Annotated in this window: 20 protein-coding genes and 1 pseudogene; 6 read left to right on the forward strand and 15 right to left on the reverse strand. The window is 60.2% G+C overall.

From position 1 onward, the window contains the following. Window positions 1-81: 81 nt before the first annotated feature. Complete coding sequence (gene rpoZ, locus HALZIN_RS0115090) at window positions 82-339, reverse strand: DNA-directed RNA polymerase subunit omega (protein ID WP_031385022.1); 258 nt, start codon at window positions 337-339, stop codon at window positions 82-84. A 74-nt stretch (window positions 340-413) separates the two neighbouring features. Beyond that, window positions 414-1,046, reverse strand: a complete 633-nt coding sequence (gmk, locus tag HALZIN_RS0115095) for a guanylate kinase (RefSeq protein ID WP_031385023.1) — start codon at window positions 1,044-1,046, stop codon at window positions 414-416. Between the two features lie 100 nt (window positions 1,047-1,146). Here gmk and HALZIN_RS0115100 point away from each other — a divergent pair, with 100 nt between their 5' ends. Further along, window positions 1,147-2,349 carry an MFS transporter gene (locus tag HALZIN_RS0115100; protein ID WP_031385024.1) on the forward strand — a complete coding sequence of 401 codons (1,203 nt, stop codon included), beginning with the start codon at window positions 1,147-1,149 and terminating at the stop codon, window positions 2,347-2,349. A gap of 20 nt (window positions 2,350-2,369) precedes the next feature. Continuing rightward, a complete protein-coding gene (gene pyrC / locus HALZIN_RS0115105) occupies window positions 2,370-3,419 on the forward strand; it encodes a dihydroorotase (RefSeq protein ID WP_031385025.1) in 1,050 nt (349 codons plus the stop codon). Window positions 3,420-3,607: 188 nt separating this feature from the next. On the opposite strand, the pseudogene HALZIN_RS18090 reads toward pyrC, so the two are convergent. The 10 genes and pseudogenes from HALZIN_RS18090 to HALZIN_RS0115155 form a co-directional block, all read right to left on the reverse strand. Next, window positions 3,608-3,767 (reverse strand): annotated as a pseudogene (locus tag HALZIN_RS18090) (transposase); the annotation flags it as partial. A 61-nt stretch (window positions 3,768-3,828) separates the two neighbouring features. After that, window positions 3,829-6,876: a type III restriction-modification system endonuclease gene (locus tag HALZIN_RS0115115; protein WP_031385027.1), complete on the reverse strand. Its 3,048-nt coding sequence runs from the start codon at window positions 6,874-6,876 to the stop codon at window positions 3,829-3,831. Beyond that, on the reverse strand, window positions 6,873-7,934 hold the full coding sequence (locus HALZIN_RS0115120) for a virulence RhuM family protein (RefSeq protein WP_031384502.1): 1,062 nt from the start codon (window positions 7,932-7,934) through the stop codon (window positions 6,873-6,875). The genes HALZIN_RS0115115 and HALZIN_RS0115120 overlap by 4 nt, the downstream gene beginning before the upstream one ends. After that, the gene (locus HALZIN_RS17670; RefSeq protein ID WP_268871186.1) at window positions 7,931-9,328 is read right to left on the reverse strand and encodes a site-specific DNA-methyltransferase; all 1,398 of its coding nucleotides are present in this window, start codon (window positions 9,326-9,328) and stop codon (window positions 7,931-7,933) included. The genes HALZIN_RS0115120 and HALZIN_RS17670 overlap by 4 nt, the downstream gene beginning before the upstream one ends. A gap of 26 nt (window positions 9,329-9,354) precedes the next feature. Then, the gene (locus HALZIN_RS0115130) at window positions 9,355-9,861 is read right to left on the reverse strand and encodes a hypothetical protein (RefSeq protein ID WP_031385029.1); all 507 of its coding nucleotides are present in this window, start codon (window positions 9,859-9,861) and stop codon (window positions 9,355-9,357) included. A 235-nt stretch (window positions 9,862-10,096) separates the two neighbouring features. Next, on the reverse strand, window positions 10,097-10,525 hold the full coding sequence (locus HALZIN_RS0115135) for an organic hydroperoxide resistance protein (RefSeq protein WP_031385030.1): 429 nt from the start codon (window positions 10,523-10,525) through the stop codon (window positions 10,097-10,099). Window positions 10,526-10,617: 92 nt separating this feature from the next. Next, on the reverse strand, window positions 10,618-11,067 hold the full coding sequence (locus tag HALZIN_RS0115140) for a MarR family winged helix-turn-helix transcriptional regulator (protein WP_031385031.1): 450 nt from the start codon (window positions 11,065-11,067) through the stop codon (window positions 10,618-10,620). A 58-nt stretch (window positions 11,068-11,125) separates the two neighbouring features. Then, window positions 11,126-11,434, reverse strand: coding sequence for an XRE family transcriptional regulator (locus HALZIN_RS0115145; protein WP_031385032.1), 309 nt, complete (start codon window positions 11,432-11,434; stop codon window positions 11,126-11,128). Next, window positions 11,431-12,777, reverse strand: coding sequence for a type II toxin-antitoxin system HipA family toxin (locus HALZIN_RS0115150; protein ID WP_031385033.1), 1,347 nt, complete (start codon window positions 12,775-12,777; stop codon window positions 11,431-11,433). Before HALZIN_RS0115150 ends, HALZIN_RS0115145 begins: the two co-directional genes overlap by 4 nt. A gap of 122 nt (window positions 12,778-12,899) precedes the next feature. After that, window positions 12,900-13,823 (reverse strand): LysR family transcriptional regulator, encoded by a 924-nt coding sequence (locus tag HALZIN_RS0115155; protein WP_031385034.1) that lies wholly within the window; start codon window positions 13,821-13,823, stop codon window positions 12,900-12,902. Window positions 13,824-13,953: 130 nt separating this feature from the next. Between HALZIN_RS0115155 and HALZIN_RS0115160 the strand changes: the two genes are divergently transcribed. Next, the gene (locus tag HALZIN_RS0115160) at window positions 13,954-15,012 is read left to right on the forward strand and encodes an SDR family oxidoreductase (RefSeq protein ID WP_031385035.1); all 1,059 of its coding nucleotides are present in this window, start codon (window positions 13,954-13,956) and stop codon (window positions 15,010-15,012) included. Window positions 15,013-15,305: 293 nt separating this feature from the next. On the opposite strand, the gene HALZIN_RS0115165 is transcribed toward HALZIN_RS0115160, so the two are convergent. From HALZIN_RS0115165 to HALZIN_RS0115175, 3 genes are all read right to left on the reverse strand, one after another. Beyond that, on the reverse strand, window positions 15,306-16,148 hold the full coding sequence (locus HALZIN_RS0115165; RefSeq protein WP_031385036.1) for an inositol monophosphatase family protein: 843 nt from the start codon (window positions 16,146-16,148) through the stop codon (window positions 15,306-15,308). 351 nt (window positions 16,149-16,499) lie between these two features. Continuing rightward, window positions 16,500-16,886, reverse strand: a complete 387-nt coding sequence (locus tag HALZIN_RS0115170; protein ID WP_031385037.1) for a type II toxin-antitoxin system VapC family toxin — start codon at window positions 16,884-16,886, stop codon at window positions 16,500-16,502. Between the two features lies 1 nt (window position 16,887). Next, the gene (locus tag HALZIN_RS0115175) at window positions 16,888-17,127 is read right to left on the reverse strand and encodes a type II toxin-antitoxin system Phd/YefM family antitoxin (protein WP_031385038.1); all 240 of its coding nucleotides are present in this window, start codon (window positions 17,125-17,127) and stop codon (window positions 16,888-16,890) included. Window positions 17,128-17,870: 743 nt separating this feature from the next. Between HALZIN_RS0115175 and HALZIN_RS18490 the strand changes: the two genes are divergently transcribed. The 3 genes from HALZIN_RS18490 to HALZIN_RS0115190 are packed head-to-tail and all read left to right on the forward strand — an operon-like array spanning window position 17,871 to window position 18,713. Then, on the forward strand, window positions 17,871-18,233 hold the full coding sequence (locus HALZIN_RS18490; protein ID WP_236254997.1) for a hypothetical protein: 363 nt from the start codon (window positions 17,871-17,873) through the stop codon (window positions 18,231-18,233). Next, window positions 18,226-18,477: a hypothetical protein gene (locus HALZIN_RS0115185; protein ID WP_236254998.1), complete on the forward strand. Its 252-nt coding sequence runs from the start codon at window positions 18,226-18,228 to the stop codon at window positions 18,475-18,477. The genes HALZIN_RS18490 and HALZIN_RS0115185 overlap by 8 nt, the downstream gene beginning before the upstream one ends. Then, on the forward strand, window positions 18,474-18,713 hold the full coding sequence (locus tag HALZIN_RS0115190) for a hypothetical protein (protein ID WP_236254999.1): 240 nt from the start codon (window positions 18,474-18,476) through the stop codon (window positions 18,711-18,713). Before HALZIN_RS0115185 ends, HALZIN_RS0115190 begins: the two co-directional genes overlap by 4 nt. Window positions 18,714-18,729: the final 16 nt, after the last annotated feature.

Genomic DNA, 18,729 nt, shown 5'->3' on the forward strand with positions numbered 1-18,729 from the left:
ACGTTGAAGCCCCTGACGTTAAAACCCGGTGCCTGGCGCGTTGCGGCAAGCCGCATGACGCCGCCAAGGCGACGGCGGGCCTCAGGACTCCGGGTCGTAGCTGGGCTCGGGGCGCGAGGGGCGTATGGGGGCTTCCACCGGCTCGTTGAGCACGTTCTCGTCGATCTGACCGGCGGCGATCTCGCGCAGCGCCATCACGGTGGGCTTGTCGTTTTCCCACGGCAGGCGGGCATCGCGGGTGCCGCGAGCCAGCTGACGGGCGCGCTGGGTGGAGATCATCACCAGCTTGAAACGGTTTTCGACGTGGTCGAGACAATCTTCTACGGTAACTCGCGCCATGGACGGTATTCCTGACTTGGCCGATAAAGCATGATTCGGGGGCGCGATCGCGTCGCGCGGTAGGACAGATCAGTCTACTCGACCCCCTCGATGCGTGACAAGAGCGCTTGTAGCAGGGCGCCGTGGCGTTCGCGCACCCGTGCGAGCCGCGAGCGCTCGGCGAGTACCAGGCCGCCCAGCTGGGCCAGCGCGTCGTCGAAGTCGTCGTTGATGATCACGTGCTGGTATTCGTCGAAGTGCGACATCTCGCTGACCGCGTCGCGCATGCGCCGGGCGATCACCTCGGGGCCGTCGGTACCGCGCGAGGCCAGCCGCTGATGGAGCGCCTCCCGCGAGGGCGGCAGAATGAACAGCGAGACCGCTCCGGGTATCTGCTCGCGGACCTGACGCGCGCCCTGCCAGTCGATCTCGAGGATCACGTCCTCGCCGGCGGCGAGGCGCGCCTGGACCGCCGGGCGCGAGGTGCCGTAGTCGTTGTCGAAGACCCGTGCATGTTCGAAGAAGTCGCCGCGCTCGACCATGCGCTCGAAGGTCGCGACGTCCACGAAGTGGTAGTTGACGCCGTCGACTTCGCCGGGGCGCATGGCCCGGGTGGTGTGCGACACCGAGACCTGGATGCCGTCGAGGCGTTCGATCAGTGCGCGCACCAGGCTGGTCTTGCCGGCGCCCGACGGCGCCGAGACGATGTAAAGCGTGCCATGGGACATAACGGGTCCGATTGAGCCGGTTCAAAGGAGCCGTAAATTATCGCATATTGTCGCGCTGGCTCTACACTAACCCGACCGATTCGCAACCTTAAGGACGCTCATGGCTTTCGCCACCGCTTCTTCCCCTGCCGGGCGTTCGCCGGCGCGGGCCTTTCTGGGCGCCGCTTTCGCCTTTCTGGTGATCATGCTGGGAACCACGCTGCCCACGCCGCTGTACCCGCTCTATCAGGCGCAGTACGGCTTCTCGCAGCTGATCATCACGGTAATCTTCGCCGCCTACGCGGTGGGGGTGATGGGTGCGCTGATCGTGACCGGGCGCTGGTCCGACCAGCTCGGCCGGCGCCCGCTGCTGTTCGCCGGGCTGGTTGCCGCGGCACTGAGCGATGCGTTGTTCCTGGCCAGCGATGGCTTGGCGCCGTTGCTGGTGGCGCGGGTCGTCTCGGGGATCTCCGCGGGGATCTTCACCGGCACGGCGACGGTGGCGGTGATCGAGCTGGCGCCGCCGGCCTGGCGGCGTTCGGCGACCTTCGCCGCCACCGCCGTCAACATGGGCGGGCTGGGCCTGGGCCCGGTGATCGCGGGGCTGCTCGGCGAGTACGTGGAGTGGCCGTTGCACTTGGCCTACGCCGTGCATCTGGGCCTGCTGGCGTTGGCGGTGGTCGCCGTCGCCTACGCCCCGGAAACGGTGACGCGCCCGGCGCGGCCGCGGTTGCGCATGCAGCGTCTGCGCGTGCCGGATACGGTGCGCGGGGTGTTCCTGCCGGCGGCGATCGCCGGGTTCGCCGGCTTCGCGGTGCTGGGCTTTTTCACCGCCACCGCGCCGGCCTTCATGCAACAGGTGCTGGGTCAGTCCAACCTGGCGCTGATCGGGCTGGTCGCCGGGTCGGTGTTCTTCGCCTCGACGCTGGGCCAACTGATGCAGGGCCGGCTGCCGGCGGCCTGGCGCTTGCCGCTGGGCTGCGCGGTGGTCATCGTCGGGGCAGCGCTGGTCGGCCTCGGCATCGCCCTGGCGACAATGGGGCTGTTTCTCGGTGGGGCGTTGATCGCCGGGTTCGGCCAAGGCATCGGCTTTCGCGCCGGGCTGGGCGCCATCGCCGCGGCGAGCCCGGCCGACCAGCGCGGTTCGGTGACCTCGACCTTCTTCGTGATCGCCTACGTGGCGCTGTCGATCCCGGTGGTGGGCATCGGCCTGGTCTCGCGTTCGATCGGCCTGGCGCCGACCGGGGTGGGATTCGCCGGCTTCGTGGCGCTGCTTTCCGGCGTGGCGCTGGTATTATTGCTGCGCCGTTCGCCCCCGGCCTAATCGATCTACAGGAGTCCGCCATGACCGTCCCCACCACGCTGCGCATCCGCCGCCCCGACGACTGGCACCTTCACCTGCGCGACGGCGAGCTGATGGCGGCGGTGCTGCCCTATACCAGCGCCGTATACGGCCGGGCGATCGTGATGCCCAACCTGGCGCCGCCGGTGACCACGGTGGCCGCCGCCGCGGCCTACCGCCGGCGCATCCTCGACGCGCTGCCCGCCGGGCATGACTTCACGCCGCTGATGACCTGCTACCTGAGCGAGAGCGTCACCGCCGACGAGCTCGAGCGCGGCTATCGCGAGGGCGTGTTCACCGCCGCCAAGCTCTACCCGGCCAACGCCACCACCAACTCCGCCCACGGCATTCGCGACGTCACGGCGATCTATCCGCTGTGCGAGGTCATGCAGCGCATCGGCATGCCGCTGCTGATCCACGGCGAGGTGACCCGCGCCGAGGTGGACATCTTCGATCGCGAGAAGGTCTTCATCGACACGGTGATGGCGCCGCTGCGGCGCGCCTTCCCCGAGCTCAAGATCGTCTTCGAGCACATCACCACCGGCGACGCCGCGCAGTACGTGCAGGCGGGCGACGACTGCCTGGCGGCGACGATCACCCCGCAGCACCTGGCCCACAATCGCAACGACATGCTGGTCGGCGGCATTCGCCCGCACCTGTACTGCCTGCCGATCCTCAAGCGCGGCAGCCATCAGCAGGCACTGCGCGCGGCGATCGCCAGCGGTCATCCACGCTTCTTCCTGGGCACCGACTCGGCGCCGCATCTGGCCCACACCAAGGAGACCGCCTGCGGCTGCGCCGGGGTGTTCAACGCGCCGACCGCGCTCGAGGTCTATGCCACGGTATTCGAGGAGGAGGGCGCGCTCGACTACTTCGAGGCGTTCTGTTCCGAGAACGGTCCGCGCTTCTATGGCCTGGCACTCAACCAGGGCCACGTCGAGTTGACCCGTCAGGCGCAGACGGTGACCGAATCGATTAGCTGCGGCGGCGAACGCCTGGTGCCGTTTCGCGCCGGCGAGTCGTTGGCCTGGCGGCTGACTGCCGAGCGCTGAACGCTCTTATGCTTAAGTCGTAATTCTGCAGGAATCACCCTGTTTCAATGAACCGCCGACAATACCGGACGCGCGGCCACGAGAGTCACGCGTCCTGCACGGATGCAGGCACCGCCGGCCATCCTTGCAATAGAGAGCTTTCATATGAGCGATGCCGCTTCGTCATCGGCGCCCTTGCCCAGAGCATCTGGCAGGCAGCGCCCTTCGGCACGGGCTTGCTTGCGCCACGTGTAGACGGTGCCCAGCGAGCTCCCTTCCTGCTCCGCGATCACCTGCGGGGAGAGGTTGCGGGGAGGCAGCAGCTTGGCTACCACGGCTTGCCGGCGCTCCCTCGGAGTAACGAGGCATGAGTGTCTCCTTTCGCCCCCTGGTCGGTTTATAAGGGTATCAGAGGGTGCTATCTCTCTATCTAACGGACTAGATCCAGCAGCTTGCCGAAAGAATCCACAACATCATATTGCACCTTAGCTGTCGCGATTGTTTCGAAGAACTCAGTGGCACATCTGATCTTGGCCTGCTCGATTTCACGCAGCTCCAGCGATGACATGCTGCCCTTGGTCTCGGCCACGAAGTAGACATGCTTGACGTCATTTTCGCTGAAGGCGATGGCCCAGTCAGGGTTGTAGTTGCCCACTGGCGTCGGGATGAAGAAGCTTTTCGGCAGCTTGGCGTAGACCACCACCTCCTTGCCAGTGTCGAGCTCTTCGACGAAGTCCCGCTCGATCCTGGAATCGGTCACCACGTAGTCGAAGACGTGGCGGTTGGCCTTGTAGGCTCGATCCAGCTGGTTCTCCGACTTCTCGAGAGTGAAGATTTCCCGACTGTGCTGCTCGTTGAGCGGGTCATAGCTGATGTGCTCGACCACCATGCTGGCCTTCTGCTCGTTGATCAGCCTGGCGGCCTGGGCCATGAAGTCCTCGGGGTTCATCTGGTACTGCTTGAAGGTCTTCGGCTGAACCTTGGAGAGAATCGTCGCCACGGTGCGCCGCGTCAGCTGCGTGGCCTCGGCCAAGCGGCCGATCAGGTCGTACTGGACTGCCGAATGCAGCGTTCCGTTATACTTGACACGCTCGCTCTCGTTGACGGTGAAGGCCTGCCCGCTGGTCAGGTCCTGGTAGCTGGCTTCCGCCTTCTGGCTGCCGCGCTCTACATGATACTCCAGACGTTTTACTTTGAGCTTCAGGTCCAGATAGCCCACGCACTTCTCAATCAGCTCGTCAGAGTCGAAGCTGACGGAGTAGGCCGCCTTGCGGTTGATGCGCTCCCAGAGCTGCTGAAATTCTTTCTTGTGGAAGTTGTCATTGAGCGGGTTCAACTTTGCCTTGCGGCCATCCTCGATGTGCGGCAACTGGGCGTTGCTGAAGACGCTGTCGATCAGCTGGAAGATCTGCTTTGCATGAGGCTGCAGCGGCTCCGGCAGCTCGGCCAAGGTGGCGTTCTCCTTAGCCTGGTGGTAGGCCTCGGTGATGTGGTCTGCGCTATCCGTATAGTCGTGCTTGAGTAAGTAACGATAGATCTCCTTGGCCATGGCCGGCGTGACCTCGATCTCGCCGTCATTCGACACGAGCAGCTTGCCGGTAAAGTAGGCCTCATCGGCGACCCGTGGGCGTTCAGAGAGCTCGTTGCTGATGTCGCGCTGCAAGGCGCTGACGAAGTCCTTGTAGCTCTCGCTGGCGACCACCGTCAGCTCATTGATGTCGTGCGCCGTCATGGGGTCGTCCATGCGGTCCCCCAGTTGGTTGACCGCCAGACGCAAGCCGCGTCCGACCTCCTGACGCCGGGAGATGGAGTTATCGCTGTGCTTCAGCGTGCAGATGACGAACACGTTGGGATTGTCCCAGCCCTCCCGCAGTGCGGAGTGGGAGAAGATGAAGCGCGTAGGCTCCTCGAAGGAGAGCAGGCGCTCCTTGTCCTTCAGGATCAGGTCGTAGGCATCGACATCGTCCGTCTCGGTGGAACGCGCCTTGGTTCTGGGGTCGACGAGGCGCTTGGACTTCTTGTCGATGGAGAAGTAGCCGTTGTGGGTGCTTGATGCGCTGATGCCCTTCAGGTAGCGATTGTACGCGCTATCCTCCAGAGTCAGCACCTGATTGAGCTGGCGGTTGTACTCCTCCTCGAAGATCCGGGCGTACTCACCCAGCACTTCACCGCCCTCATCGTACTGGCGATACTTGGCCACCTCATCGATGAAGAACAGCGTGAGCACCTTGACGCCTTGGGAGAACAGCCGTTGCTCCTTCTTGAAGTGCGCCTTGACCGCCTCGCGGATCTGGATCTGGCGCAGCGCCTTCTCGGTGACGTCGACGGTCACCTCTCCGGCGGTGAGCTCGACGCCGTTGGTGAAGCTGAGCTGGTCTACGCGAGCGTCAATATCCGAGACGACGAACCCCTTGTACTGATCCAGCCCACCCGATAGCTCATGTAAGTTGTCGCCCTTGCCCAGCTTGCGGCGTTTGCGCTTCACGCCGCTGGCCGACTTTTCCTCGTACTCGACCCATGCGACAGGGGGCTTGTTCTTGGCCGTCTCGATGTTCTCCAGATAGAGGTAGGCATCGGTGCCAGTGAGGCCCTTGGTGGTGACGCCATGCACCGAGATCTTCTTCACCAGCTTCTGGTTGTAGGCGTCCAGGGCGTCCAGGCGGTGGATCTTGTTGTAGGTCGTTTTATGGGTGGCCGAGTAGCGCACGATGAACAGGGGGCTGAACTCGCTCAGTGAGCCGAGCGTCTTGCCCCCTTCCATCTTCTGCGGCTCATCCAGGAACAGGATCGGCCGGTTGGCTTTGATCACGTCGATGGGGCGCCGCGACTGGAAGTCGTCCAGCTCGTCGTAGATGCGGCGGTTATCGGCGCCACGGGAGTTGAAGGCCTGCACGTTGATGACCATCACGCTGATGCCGGCATCCGAGGAGAAGCTCTCCAGGTTGTGCAGCTGCTTCGAGTTGTAGATGAAGAAGCGCGCCTTCTCTCCGTAGCTCTCCAGGAAATGGTCGGCGGTGATCTGTAGCGACTTGTAGACCCCTTCTCGTATGGCGATGCTCGGCACCACCACGATGAACTTGCTCCACCCGTAGCGCTGCTTCAGCTCGAACATGCTCTTCAGGTAGACGTAGGTCTTGCCGGTGCCGGTCTCCATCTCCACGTCCAGGTTGTAGGGGCAGCCGGTCTTGTCGTCCTTCTTCAGGCCGTCGGAGAGCGGCAGGTTCTGGCGGCGCTGCACGGTCCGGATGTTGTTCAGCAGCTCAAGCTCCGTCAGCTCCAGCGCGGCGTTCTTGAAGCCGGCATCGTCGGGATCTGGCGAGGCGTACATATCACGCTGCAGCGGCTGCGCCAGAGGGATGGTTTCGCCAGGGTCGATACGGTAGCGGATACCGCTGCTGAAGGGCTGGCCAGTAAAGCAATCCGCCAGCGCCTCGACGGCCCTTGTCTGGTATTGCTGAGTCTTGAACTTGAGCTTCATGACGTTTCACCCTCCCCGCCTTGCTCCGTATCACCATCCTTGAGAATGCGGTCAAAATCGCTCTCGAATAGACGATCCTGCAAGATGCGAAACTTTTCGAATTCGCTTTCCGCAAACGCCTTGGCGAGCTTGGCGGTTACCTTCCCGCTATCCTGCAACACCTCACGATCATCGAATTCCAGGAACATATCCAAACGCTTCGCCCAATCCTCCATCGTCATGGGGATGTTGCGGCGAGCGCGCTCCTCGGCAAGATCCAGGTAGGCATTGACGATTCGCCCCAGCGACTCCAACTCCTGCTGCGTCAGGTAGTTCTTGGCAATCGCCACATCCGTCTTGACCACCTTGCCAGCCGGCGCGTTACCCCATGAGGTAAGGCCCATGTGCGGCTTGTCGCTATCTGCCCTGGCCTGGATTAGCTCGGCAGCGGTATGGCCGTGGATGGCAAAATGGAGCTTGTTCTGAACCTTGGCAAAAAAGGCCTTGGTCGTAGGCGCTGCGGGGTTGTAATCCACACTGGTGGTGTAGATATCGGTGATCTTCTGATAAAAGCGCCGTTCACTGAGCCGAATCTCTCGAATCTCGGCCAGCAGATGCTCGAAGTAGTCTTCCCCCAGGAAGCTGCCGTTTTCCATCCGCTGCTTGTCAATGACATAGCCCCTGACAGCAAACTGCTTGAGCACCTGGGTTGCCCACTGCCGGAACTGTGTGGCGCGGATCGAGTTGACCCGGTAACCGACCGAAATAATGGCATCCAGATTGTAGTGCTCCAGCGTGCGAGTGACCTCACGCGGCCCTTCCTGCTGAACCGTTCGGAATTTCCTAACGGTTGCCTCCTGGGTGAGCTCCTCCTCACGATAAATATTCTTGAGGTGCTCATTGATCGTCGGCTTGGTGACCCCGAAAAGCTCGGCGATGAGTTTCTGCGAGAGCCAGATAGTGCCATTCTCGTAGCGGGCCTCTATGCTTTGCTCCCCACTCTGCCCGGTGAAGATGAGGAACTCCGCTGTGCTGTTGCGAATCAACCGGCCACCTTGTGGATGCTTATCCTGGGTCATAGCACCTTCACCTCAGTATTGGGCGACTTCTGGGCGAAGATCTGCTCGACGTTGATCTTGACGCTGTCGCTGGTAAAGCCGGCATCGCGGAACACCACGCGCAGCGGCTCGTACTCGGCGAGCTGCTTGACGAATGCCTCGTCGATATCCAGATCGAAGCAGGCGGCCAGCGCCATATGCTTCTCGGCCCCGTCGACGAAGAAGACAGTTTTTCCGTCAATGTCCTGGCGGGAGATGGGAAGCGACAAGTCTACCCCCCAGTCCAGCAAGATCTGGAAGAGCAGGTCTTCTGAACTCCGGCCCTCGCGGATATTATCAACATTTTCAGACAACAGGTCTTGAGAGAGCACGTCAGGTCTGTAATAGACATCTTCAAGATTAGAGCTGTCGACTTTTAATACACGAAAGCCGACATCAAGGGGACTTCCATGCAGACCAGTTTCATTCTGGATTTCATTTCCAGCACGGCGGATACGCTCTTTACCAATGTCTGCTATCGTAGCCATTCCTAGATTTTGAGCAGCTTTTCCATGTGGCTTTGTATTATCAATGGGCTCAGGCATTTGAATCATGATAAATGGACCAGGGCTCATTGAAGCTAGACGAGCGTGCGCTGTTGAGCAAGAGCCAGCGAAAAAATCGAGACATAAGTCGTCAGGTTGCAGGCCTGCAACCTGAAACATTCTGTCTATTAGCTTCAGTGGCTTTGCTGTGTCAAAGGGAGCGACTCCATTGAACAACCCTTTTAGCTCACTTGCCGCAGAGCGGGTATTCCCAACATCTTCGCTAAACCAAATTGTCTCTGGTGCTCGGCCAGATTGATCTTCCAAGTAAATCTTTCTAATTATCCGCGACTCATCAGTTGAGAAAACGATCTCACCATCTTGAATCTTTTTCTTGATTGTTGCTTTTTTCCACCGCCAGCCATTTTCTGGCGGATCTATAGTCTTTTCTGATGGAGTGACAATAGGGAAAATTAAGTTTGGTCGATAAAGGGCATTCCTTACATCCCCGGCGCGCCATGGGCCCCTTGGATCGTCATCAGGGTTGGAGTAATTCTTATTATCTTTTTCGGTGCGCTCTAAAGGTTGCACAACATACTCATCTGACCTGCTATAACATAAAATATGATTGTGGTGGACTGAGAACAGTTGCGTATATCCTTTTGGTTGCACGCTATGCTGCCAAACAATGTTTGCTACTAAATTGTTTTCACCAAACACCTCATCGCAAATATGCCGCAAGCTCGACGACTCACAATCATCGATACTGATAAAAATCACGCCATCTGGTCTAAGGAGGTTTCGAGCCAACCTGATGCGAGAATGCATCATTGTTAGCCAATCAGAGCCTTCCTTTCTGCACCGGCACCGGAGCCTGCAGAAAGGGCTCACGATGCTTTAATTTTAAAATCAACAACTTAAATAGAATTTCGTTCAGTCTCTTTCTGCAGAGCCGCCGTTTCTTTCTGCAGACCTTTCTGCATCAGCCTCTGCCAGCCGCCATTCCGGCGTACCGCGGCTGCCGGCATGCAGATCTGGCCAGCGCGTCGCAGCTTGGTCAGGATGTTTCTCACCTTGGCCTTCTTTTTTGGCTCATCCAGAGCATCGCTGAGCTTGTCCCACAGCAGGGTGTCAATCTCCTGGCGGCCAGCGGAGCCGAACTTGGCCAGGTAGTCGGTCACCAGCTTGGCGTAAAAGGCGTCATCCTGCCCGCGTGTGTGGATGTACTGAGCCTTGGTCGCTGTTGCGGTAGCGATCTCGGCGGAGACGCGCAGGTTGGGCTGCCGGCCTTCGATCAGCTTGGCGCGGCGCAGACGGCTCGCCATCTCCTTGTCGAGCGGCAGTACGGTCTGCGGCTGGTATTTCTTGATGACCAGCGTGCCGGCGAACGCCGTCACCGCCATGGCTATGAGAAACGCGACCATGATCGAATCCCTGGGTTATTGGAGTCGACACGGTAGACAGCGTCGGCGGAGCGAGGCTATTGCGTTATCGCTATGCCCGCATCGCGTTTTTGCATGTCACGATAACTTTTTGAAATTTAATCGATAATATCCGGTAGAAGTCTTATTTCGACCCGTGTTGCGACCAAAGATGTAACGGCTCGAGCCATCTCTCGATGCCTCGGGCCGTCAGTTTTCAGCCAAAGCTAGGCGATGCCTACACTTCGACGTTCAGGGTCACATCGATGTTGCCGCGAGTGGCGTTGGAGTACGGGCAGACCTGATGGGCCTTCTCGACCAGCGCTTCGGCTTGTTCCCGATCCATGCCCGGGAGCTTCACCGTCAGCGTCGCTTCGATGCCGAAACCCTCGCCCTTGGGGCCGATGCCGACTTCACCCTGGATCCGGGTATCGTCGGGCAGCTTGGCCTTCTCTTTCGAGGCGACCAGTTTCAGTGCGCCGATGAAGCAGGCGGAGTAGCCGGCCGCGAACAGCTGCTCCGGGTTGGTGCCGTCATCGCCGGCGCCCCCCAGCTCCTTGGGCGTCGACAGTTTGAGATCGATGGCACCGTCGGCGGCGGTGGCCCGGCCGTCGCGGCCGCCAGTGACAGTCGCTTCGGCACGGTAGAGGACTTTATCGAGTGACATGGTGAAACTCCTTTCGGGTTGATAATCGCGGTCTATTGAATCGTGCGCGATCTATTTGGGTAAAAATGTTCTTCGCCAATCGTGCGAACGCTTCACTGAGTGTCGAGTCGCTGACGCAGCCCATGCAACGCGTCGCGCAGCTCGGCGGCTTCCTCGGGTGTGCACTGGCCCGCACAGCCGGCGGCATGGGGGATCGCCTTGGCCTGCTCGCGCAGCGAACGGCCCTTCTCGGTCAAGGCGATCTCGACCTGGCGTTCATCCTGGCGCGAGCGCTGCCGGGTGATGAGCGCCGCCGCTTCCAGCCGTTTCAGCAGCGGCGTCAGCGTGGCCGAATCCAGATAGAGTTGCTCGCCGATCTCCGATACCGTCTGCCGGTCCCGCTGCCACAGCACCAGCATGGTCAGGTACTGGGGATAGGTCAGATCGAGCTCGCGCAGCAGACCGCGGTAGAGCTTGTTCATCGCCAACTGAGTCGAATAGAGCGCGAAGCAGAGCTGCGATTCCAGGGCCAGCGTGTCGTCGGTATCGTTGCGTGTCGTCATGCGGCCAATCTATATCGCGCACGACTCAATCGCTAATTAGGTTTTGCTATGAAGGTGATCACGAGGAGGATCGCGTCAACAGACGCTGGCGGGTCGACCGATCACGCGGGAGCAACCCCACGCTGAGCCCGAAAGGGCGAAAGGCGCGATTGAGAGAACCCAGTGATTGGGTCCCGCTGTCGTTCTCGATGGCCGAGAGCGTCCGGCGGCTCACCGACGCCAGTGCGGCATAGCGGGTCTGGTTCATCTCCAGAACCTCCCGGCGCAGTCGTTTCAGCAGTGCTCCCGTGGTGATTTTTTCCTCGAACAGCTGGTCGAGCAGATCGAACAGCAGCGCTTCGCGTTCCTGGGGAGAAAGACGGCTCATGTCAGCCCCCAGGCATCGAGTTTTCCGTCGAGATAATCGAACCCTAGCGCGGGCAGATCGAGAATCGAATTCGGAACGCCTCGCTGCCGCAGGCGAGCCTTCAGGCCTTTCAATCGTCTTCCCAGCTGGCGAAGCTCGGCGAGCAGGTCGTCGGCGGGAACCAGCGGATCGAGCCGTTGAGCGATCCCTTGCCAGTCGAAACGGCCGCCTTCTTCGTACGGCGCGCCCCATTGTGTGGTGCGTATGATGCCTTCGGGGTCCGCCTTCATGGGCGCGAAATCATAGACCGGCGCCAGCCCCAGGCCATCGGGCCGCTTGATCATCGCGGTATTGCGGCCATGATTGTCCGAGTTGCCGAAAGCGACGTTGAGAAGATCCCGCTTGACCCACTCCACGACGAAACGGGAAACGTCGAAGGGTTCGCCCATTTCTCTGACGCGATATTGCTGCTGACACTTGGCAACCAGCGTGTCGATCGCTTCGAAATGATTGAGGAAAGTGCCCGGAGGCTTCTCCAGCAGCGAATAAAGCGACTCCAGACCGAAGAGTGTGCGTTCTCCTTCGATGAAATCCACATCGAATCGAGGCAGCCAGAGGCTGGGGTAGCGTCCCCCTTCGATGAGTTCCATACCGCGGATATCGATGGTATCGACGCCCAGCGCCTGCAGCTCGTGATAGTAGTGGTACTCCGCGCGTAGAATGTTGCAATCCATGTCCGAGCGTTGCCCACGGGGGAATTTCACCAGGTAATGCGCATCGGTATTGCGGGGATCGTCCTGCCAGGTATCGATCCAGATCTCATCCAGCGGGCTGCGACGCAGCAGTAGTTTGGGTGCTTCACCGCCAGCGCCGGTCGCACCACCGCCGGCGGCGCCCACCTGCTGGGCGTATTCCAGAAAGTCGGTATGGCGTTCCACGACATCGTCCAGCGTGAATCGATGATGTTTCAGCTGGCTACCCGCCGGCAGTTGGGGCAGTGCCTGCTTGATGCGCAGGTTGCCAACGGGCGCTATCGTGCCTTGGGCCAGCAAGGCGTGATCCTGCTCATGCGGGGGAAGTGACTGAAGCCCCAGTCGATTGACCCAGTAACGACGGCTGGCCCCCGACGGCATGATGTCGTCGAGCATGGCGAACCAGTTCTTCCGGCGATACAGCAGCATCAGTTCGACCGGCAGATTCAGACTGCAGGCGTGCTCGTCGTCCCGGCCCATCCAGTCGATGGCGTAATCGGTCGAGTAGCCCAGCGCAATCGTGCCGCGTCGACCCGCCTTCGGATCGTCGATCTGAAGTTCTGCGGCATCGTGCCATTGGCCATGATGGAACAACTGTATCGTCAGTGACATATCGAGTGTGCTGGGTAAATTATTGCTCAAATTTAACATGCCCGACTGTGGATGAGCTATTTTTTGCTCATAAAATGCTTTTCTCGCCATTAGTGAGAAATAAAGTGCTCAAAATGGCGATGTCATCGCCAGCGATCCCAATGCGGGGTGGGGCCGATCGTTTCGAATAGGTGATCGAGGAAGGCGCGCACCTTGCGGGTGTGCAGACGGCGCTGCGCGTACAGCACGTGAATGTCGCGGCGGCCGGGCATGACCTCGCCGCGCCACGCTTCAAGCAGCGGCACCAGTTCCCCCCGCGAGAGCGCATCGCCGATCAGCCAGGTCGGAAACAACACCAGCCCCTGGCCCAGCAGCGCGGCGCGCACCAGGCTGTCGGCGTCGTTGCTATACAGGTTTCCGTCGACCTCGAAGGGAGTCGCCGACGGCTGTCCGGACTGCTGAAAGTACCAACGCTGACGCCCCATTTCGCCTTGATAGAGCAGGCATTCGTGACGGCTCAACGCTTCCGGGGTCGCCGGTGTGCCGCAACGTTGCAAATAGCTCGGCGCGGCGGCGACCACATAGTTCATGGCCGCCAGGCGGCGCGCCACCAGCGTGGAGTCGGACAGCGTGCCGACCCGAAAGGTGACATCGATGCCCTCGCGCACCGGGTCGGTGATCTGGTCGGTGAGCATCAGCTCGGCCTTGATGGCCGGGTAGCGACGCTGGAAGCGGTGCAGAACCGGCACGATCTGGCGCTGGCCGAAGGCGACCGGGGCGTTGACCCGCAGTACGCCACCGGGCTCGGCTTCGGGGGCGGTCAGCGCTTCGGTGGCCAGATCGAGTCGCTCGAGTATCTCGCGAACTTCCTGATAGTAGCGCCAGCCCGCCTCGGTCAGGGTGACGGCCCGAGTGTGGCGATACAGCAGCGGCTGGCCCAGCGCCTCTTCCAACGCGCTGATCTGGCGCGATACCGACGACACCGCGCGGTGGAAGTGGCGTGCGGTGGCGGTGAAGCTGCCGGTCGCGGCGACGCGCTCGAATGTGCGTAATGCATTGAGATCCATCGAGTTGCACCTTGCGCAATAAATATTTTCCATACTTTCGATTGTAGCAACGATGGGACGCTACCAGACTCCCCTCATCGATTCGGCATGTCCGCCGAGTCTCTATCCGTTTCGAAGGAGGGTATGGATCATGCGTAAAGGTACCGCGCTCGTGGTCGGCGCCACCGGGATCACCGGCGGCAATCTGGCGGCGTATCTGGTGGCCAGCGGCTGGACCGTCTACGGCCTGTCGCGTCGCGCCAGCGAGCAGAGCGGGGTGATTCCCGTCGCCGCCGATCTGCTGGACGAAGCCGCCACCGAGCAGGCGTTGGCCGGCCTGCCGATCACCCACGTCTTCTACTGCACCTGGATTCGTCGCGACAACGAGAAGGCCAACGTCGAGGCCAACAGCCAGATGATGCGCAACCTGTTCGCCGGACTCGACAGCGACAAGCTCGATCACGCCTCGCTGGTGACCGGCACCAAGCAGTATCTGGGTTCGTTCGAAGCCTACGGCAGCGGGCGTATCGAAACCCCGTTCCGCGAATCCGAGCCGCGCGTGCCGGGTGACAACTTCTACTATGCGCTGGAAGACGTGCTGTTCGAAGCCGCCGAGCGTCACGGCTTCAACTGGAACGTGCACCGCCCGCATACGGTGATTGGCTATGCACGCGGCAACGCCATGAACATGGGCACGACGATCGCCGTCTACGCCTCGATCTGCAAGGAAACCGGCAAGCCGTTCGTGTTCCCCGGCTCGCGGACCCAGTGGAATGCGCTCACCGACATGACCGATGCGCTGGTGCTGGCGCGGCAGATGGAGTGGGCGGCGACCGCGCCGGGCGTGGCCAATCAGGCCTTCAATGCCGTCAATGGCGACGTCTTCCGCTGGCGCCGGATGTGGCGCGAGATCGGCGAGTACTTTGATCTGGAGGTGTCGGATTGCCCCGAGACGCCCCAGCCGCTCGACGAGCAGATGGCGGGAGCCGAAGCCACCTGGCGCGAGATCGCCGCGAAGCACGATTTGATCGAACCGGATGTCGCCAATCTGGCGTCCTGGTGGCACACCGATGCCGATCTGGGTCGCGATCAGGAGTGTGTCAACGACACCACCAAGTGCCGCGACTTCGGCTTCGACCATTTGCGCGAGACGCGGGCGGCGTTTGTCGATCTGTTCGCCCGCCTGCGTGCCGAGCGGATCATTCCCTGATTCGGTCTGTCTGACCGGTTTGTCCCGACTGGCTATTGAAAAGAAAACCGGCGCCGAGAAGGCGCCGGTTTTCGTCGTCATGGAGCGTCAATGGTGGCCAGGTCACTATGCTCTGCTTGAAAAGTCGACGAGCGAAGGCCAGGCAAGGCAAAAATTGGCGAAATAGCGGAGTTTACGAGGTGTAAATGAGCACGTGACTCGCTCCGCTCGCCCTTCGGGCCGTCCTTCGGACGTTCTGAACTGAAGTTCAGTGAGCCAATTTTTAACGCCGTCTGGGCGAGTGCAGGCACTTTTCAGACCAGAAACGTGAACTTCTCGCGCAGCGCTTCCCAAAGCTCGCGCGAGCTGGCCGCCAGCACCGTGCCCTGGTGAATCGTCGGCCGATAGGGTGTGCCGTCGAGCAGCGCCGAATAGCCGCCGGCTTCGGCGTGGATCATCAGGCCCGCGGCGTGATCCCACGGCATCAGCTTGCCGGCGAGCATGAAGTCGACATGGCCGAAGGCCATGGTGCGGTATTCGTGGCAGGCGCAGCCGAACGCCATCATCCGCTGCACATCGGGAAAGGTGGCGGCGAGCTGATACTGCTGGGGTTTGGGGAACAGCCTGATCGAGGTAGCGCCGACCATCTCGGCGATGTCGGTGGTGTCGGAAACGCTCAGGCGACGCTGGGTGCCGTCGGGTCGGCCGAAGAACGCGCCCTCGCCGCGGCGGGCGACGACCCAGTCGTCGGCCAGCGGATCGTAGAGCAGCCCGAAGATCGTCTCGCCGAAGCTCGTCGCCGCCAGAATCACCCCGAACTGATTGAGCCCGCGGGCGAAGTTCCAGGTGCCGTCGACCGGATCGACGATCAGCGCCAGCTCGGCCCCGGCGATGTCCGCAAGCTGTGCGTCACCCGCCGCGACGGCCTCCTCGCCGATGATCGTCGCCGTCGGCAGCAGCTCGGCAATGGCCTGGCTGATCATCCGCTCCGCGCCCTGGTCGGCGTCGGTCACCAGGTCGTCCGGCGCGCTCTTCGAGCGGATCGCGTCCTCGGAGAGGTTGCGAAAGCGCGGCAGGATCTCCGCCCTGGCGGCGTGGCGGACGGTCTCGATGAGTTGCTGCTGTTGGCTTGGCGTGATGGTGCTGGCGGTCGTCATGGGGGTTCCTGTCGTGTCGGCGGTTGTTATCAGGATACTCGCTTACGTCAAAAAGATCGCAAGACCGCAGGCGGCGTTTTGTTGTCACCAGCAACCGTTCGATAAGGAACTGGAAATGAGCTTGGCCATTAACACTGGCAGCGCTCGGCAGCTGGACAAGGTGCTGGATGATCAGTTGGGTGCGGTGCTGAAGGGCATGGAAAAGAATCGGGCGGGCCTGCGCAAGCTGCCAGGTGCGGCGCACGAGGTCTATGAGAATACCGAAGCTGGCACGCTGGAGCGTCGTCCTGCTCCCAGGCCGAGTACAGCCTGTCGTTCCGGTACAAGATCGCGTTTTCGACTCCGCCGAGTTCAAACCCGACGAATCGGGCCAGGATAGCGAGCGATCAGCTCATCCGCCGTCAGCAGAAGAAAGCCTTCGGACTCGGCCTGAGCGACCAGAATGCGATCGAAGGGATCTTTATGAATGTCTGGTAAGTGGCTGACAGCCAGGGTGTGTTGATAGGTAATCGGTAGTTCCCGATAACCGTTCTCGATCAGGCCGCGACGCAGCAGGTGAGGGTTCACCTGAAAGTCCGGGCGCTGCAGACCGGTCTTGATAACGATCTCCCAGAGACTGGCCGCGCTGAAATATAGTTCGTTATCCTCATCGTTAATGAGCCTGATCGCTTCACTCGAGAGGCGGTCTGGCTCTGCGGCTGCCCAAAGTAGGATATGTGTGTCCAGGATCAGATTCATTTCAGCCCTCGAACAGGTCGGCTATCTCGTTTTGACCCATGCGGTCGAAATCTTCCGGGACCTTGAATTGGTCTTTCATGAAGCCAAGCCGTTTCTGCTGGTCGGCATCCGGACTGTTGATGGCTGTTACCTTGGCGATCGGCTTGCCAGCTCTGGCAATGACGAATCCTTCCCCCTGCGCTGCTTTGGCCAGGAGCTGGGAAAGTCGCGTCTTGGCTTCGTGGATGTTGACGGTTTCCATAAGGCTGCCTTCCCATGGCCTGGTTCAATAAACTTAGTCTATGCGAAACTACCGAGCCTGTCTCCACTGAGCCTTGCCATCACTCGATGTTCTGGATCTGCTCAAAGAATAATAAATTAAAATCCTTTAAAAACAGATGTTTACATTATTTTTGCATCGATATTCGCCCAGCACTACCCATTTTACTACCCATGGATAGAAACTTTATCTCTGATTGGCCCAATCGGTTACTACCCACGATTATAAACTGGGATAAGTGGGAAACTGGGAATTTCTGATCCTTTTCCGATTTACCAACACCTTGTCTCAACCGAAAAAACCTGCTGGCAAGTCTAGCAAGATCGGCACTCCCGATGCACCACTGCTGATACATCGAAGTTTGTACTGAAAGTACAAACCATTGATTTTATTAAATATTTTTTGATTTTCCTCTTGCGTATTTGAAACTTCGTGCAAGTATTTTAGAAAACGCAGGAGTTCAAAATGACCAAGTTGAAGACCATTTGTTTTGCTGTAACTACAGCCGCGCTCGCGGGTTGCGCTGCTACGCCTCGACACTATGACGACGAATCGTCCCGCGCACTGAACCTGGCCCGTGCCGGGGGCGTCTACGATCAGGACCTTCGAGACTCACCAGGCGGGACGCGCTCGTACCGAAAGAGTTTGTTGGTAAGCGCCCTCAACCTGGCCAGTCTGGCCACCTCATTAGATGCGCCACTCCATCATCTTACGGGCACCCGCTCATGCTGTGGTCGGTAACAGCCGAGCGATATGGCTGTTTCGATAGCAACTGCATCATCGCCTACAACATCCAACAGCCGAATCACTGGAAGACACCAAGCTATGTCATCGGCGGTGAAGCTGCCAGTTACAACATCGCTGCCAACCACCCCGAGAAATACTCCCGACTGGTATTTCGGCAGTCCGGCCATGAACTCACCTTTCCAGTAGATGAATTCTATGGCGCTGTCAGCGCCGGCATGCCTCCCTGGATAGTGATGTACTTTCCACCGAACACCGTGATCCAGGACGGCGAGCCGCTCCCCTATCCGGTGTTGTATGAACAGGGCCAACAGCTGATGTTCAGGGAGCCCGACCATGAGTGACTGGCACGATGAACTTGAGTTGGCACTGCTGCCGCTGGAGGACCTGAGAGTCGATAGTGTCTACATGACCTTTGTGATCAGCAATGCCCTGAGCGAGCGAGGCATCTTCCATCAATGCCGGATCGGATACGCGGAGGACCGACTGAGCCGAATGACCACCGCTCCCCATTGCTGGGTCGAGCTCGAACAAAGAAGGACGACACCGGTTTCACCGACTCCATTCTACGAGCGGTCAACGCCATGATGCTCGACATGCTGGCTGCCGTGGCCCGCAAAGATTACGAAGACCGCCGGCGCCGGCAGTTCCAGGGCATCCATAAAGCAAAAACGGAGGGTAAGTACCAGGGGCGGCAGCCAGACCTGAAGCGCAGGCAACACATCGCCAGCCTTCTCAAGAGCGGCCACAGCTACAGCGAAATCCAGGAGATACTGAGCTGCTCCCGGCACTTGATTGCGTCTGTCGCCAAAGAACAAACCTGAATCCGTGAGACTGACC

It is taken from the genome of Halomonas zincidurans B6 (assembly GCF_000731955.1).
GTDB classification, from domain to species: domain Bacteria; phylum Pseudomonadota; class Gammaproteobacteria; order Pseudomonadales; family Halomonadaceae; genus Modicisalibacter; species Modicisalibacter zincidurans.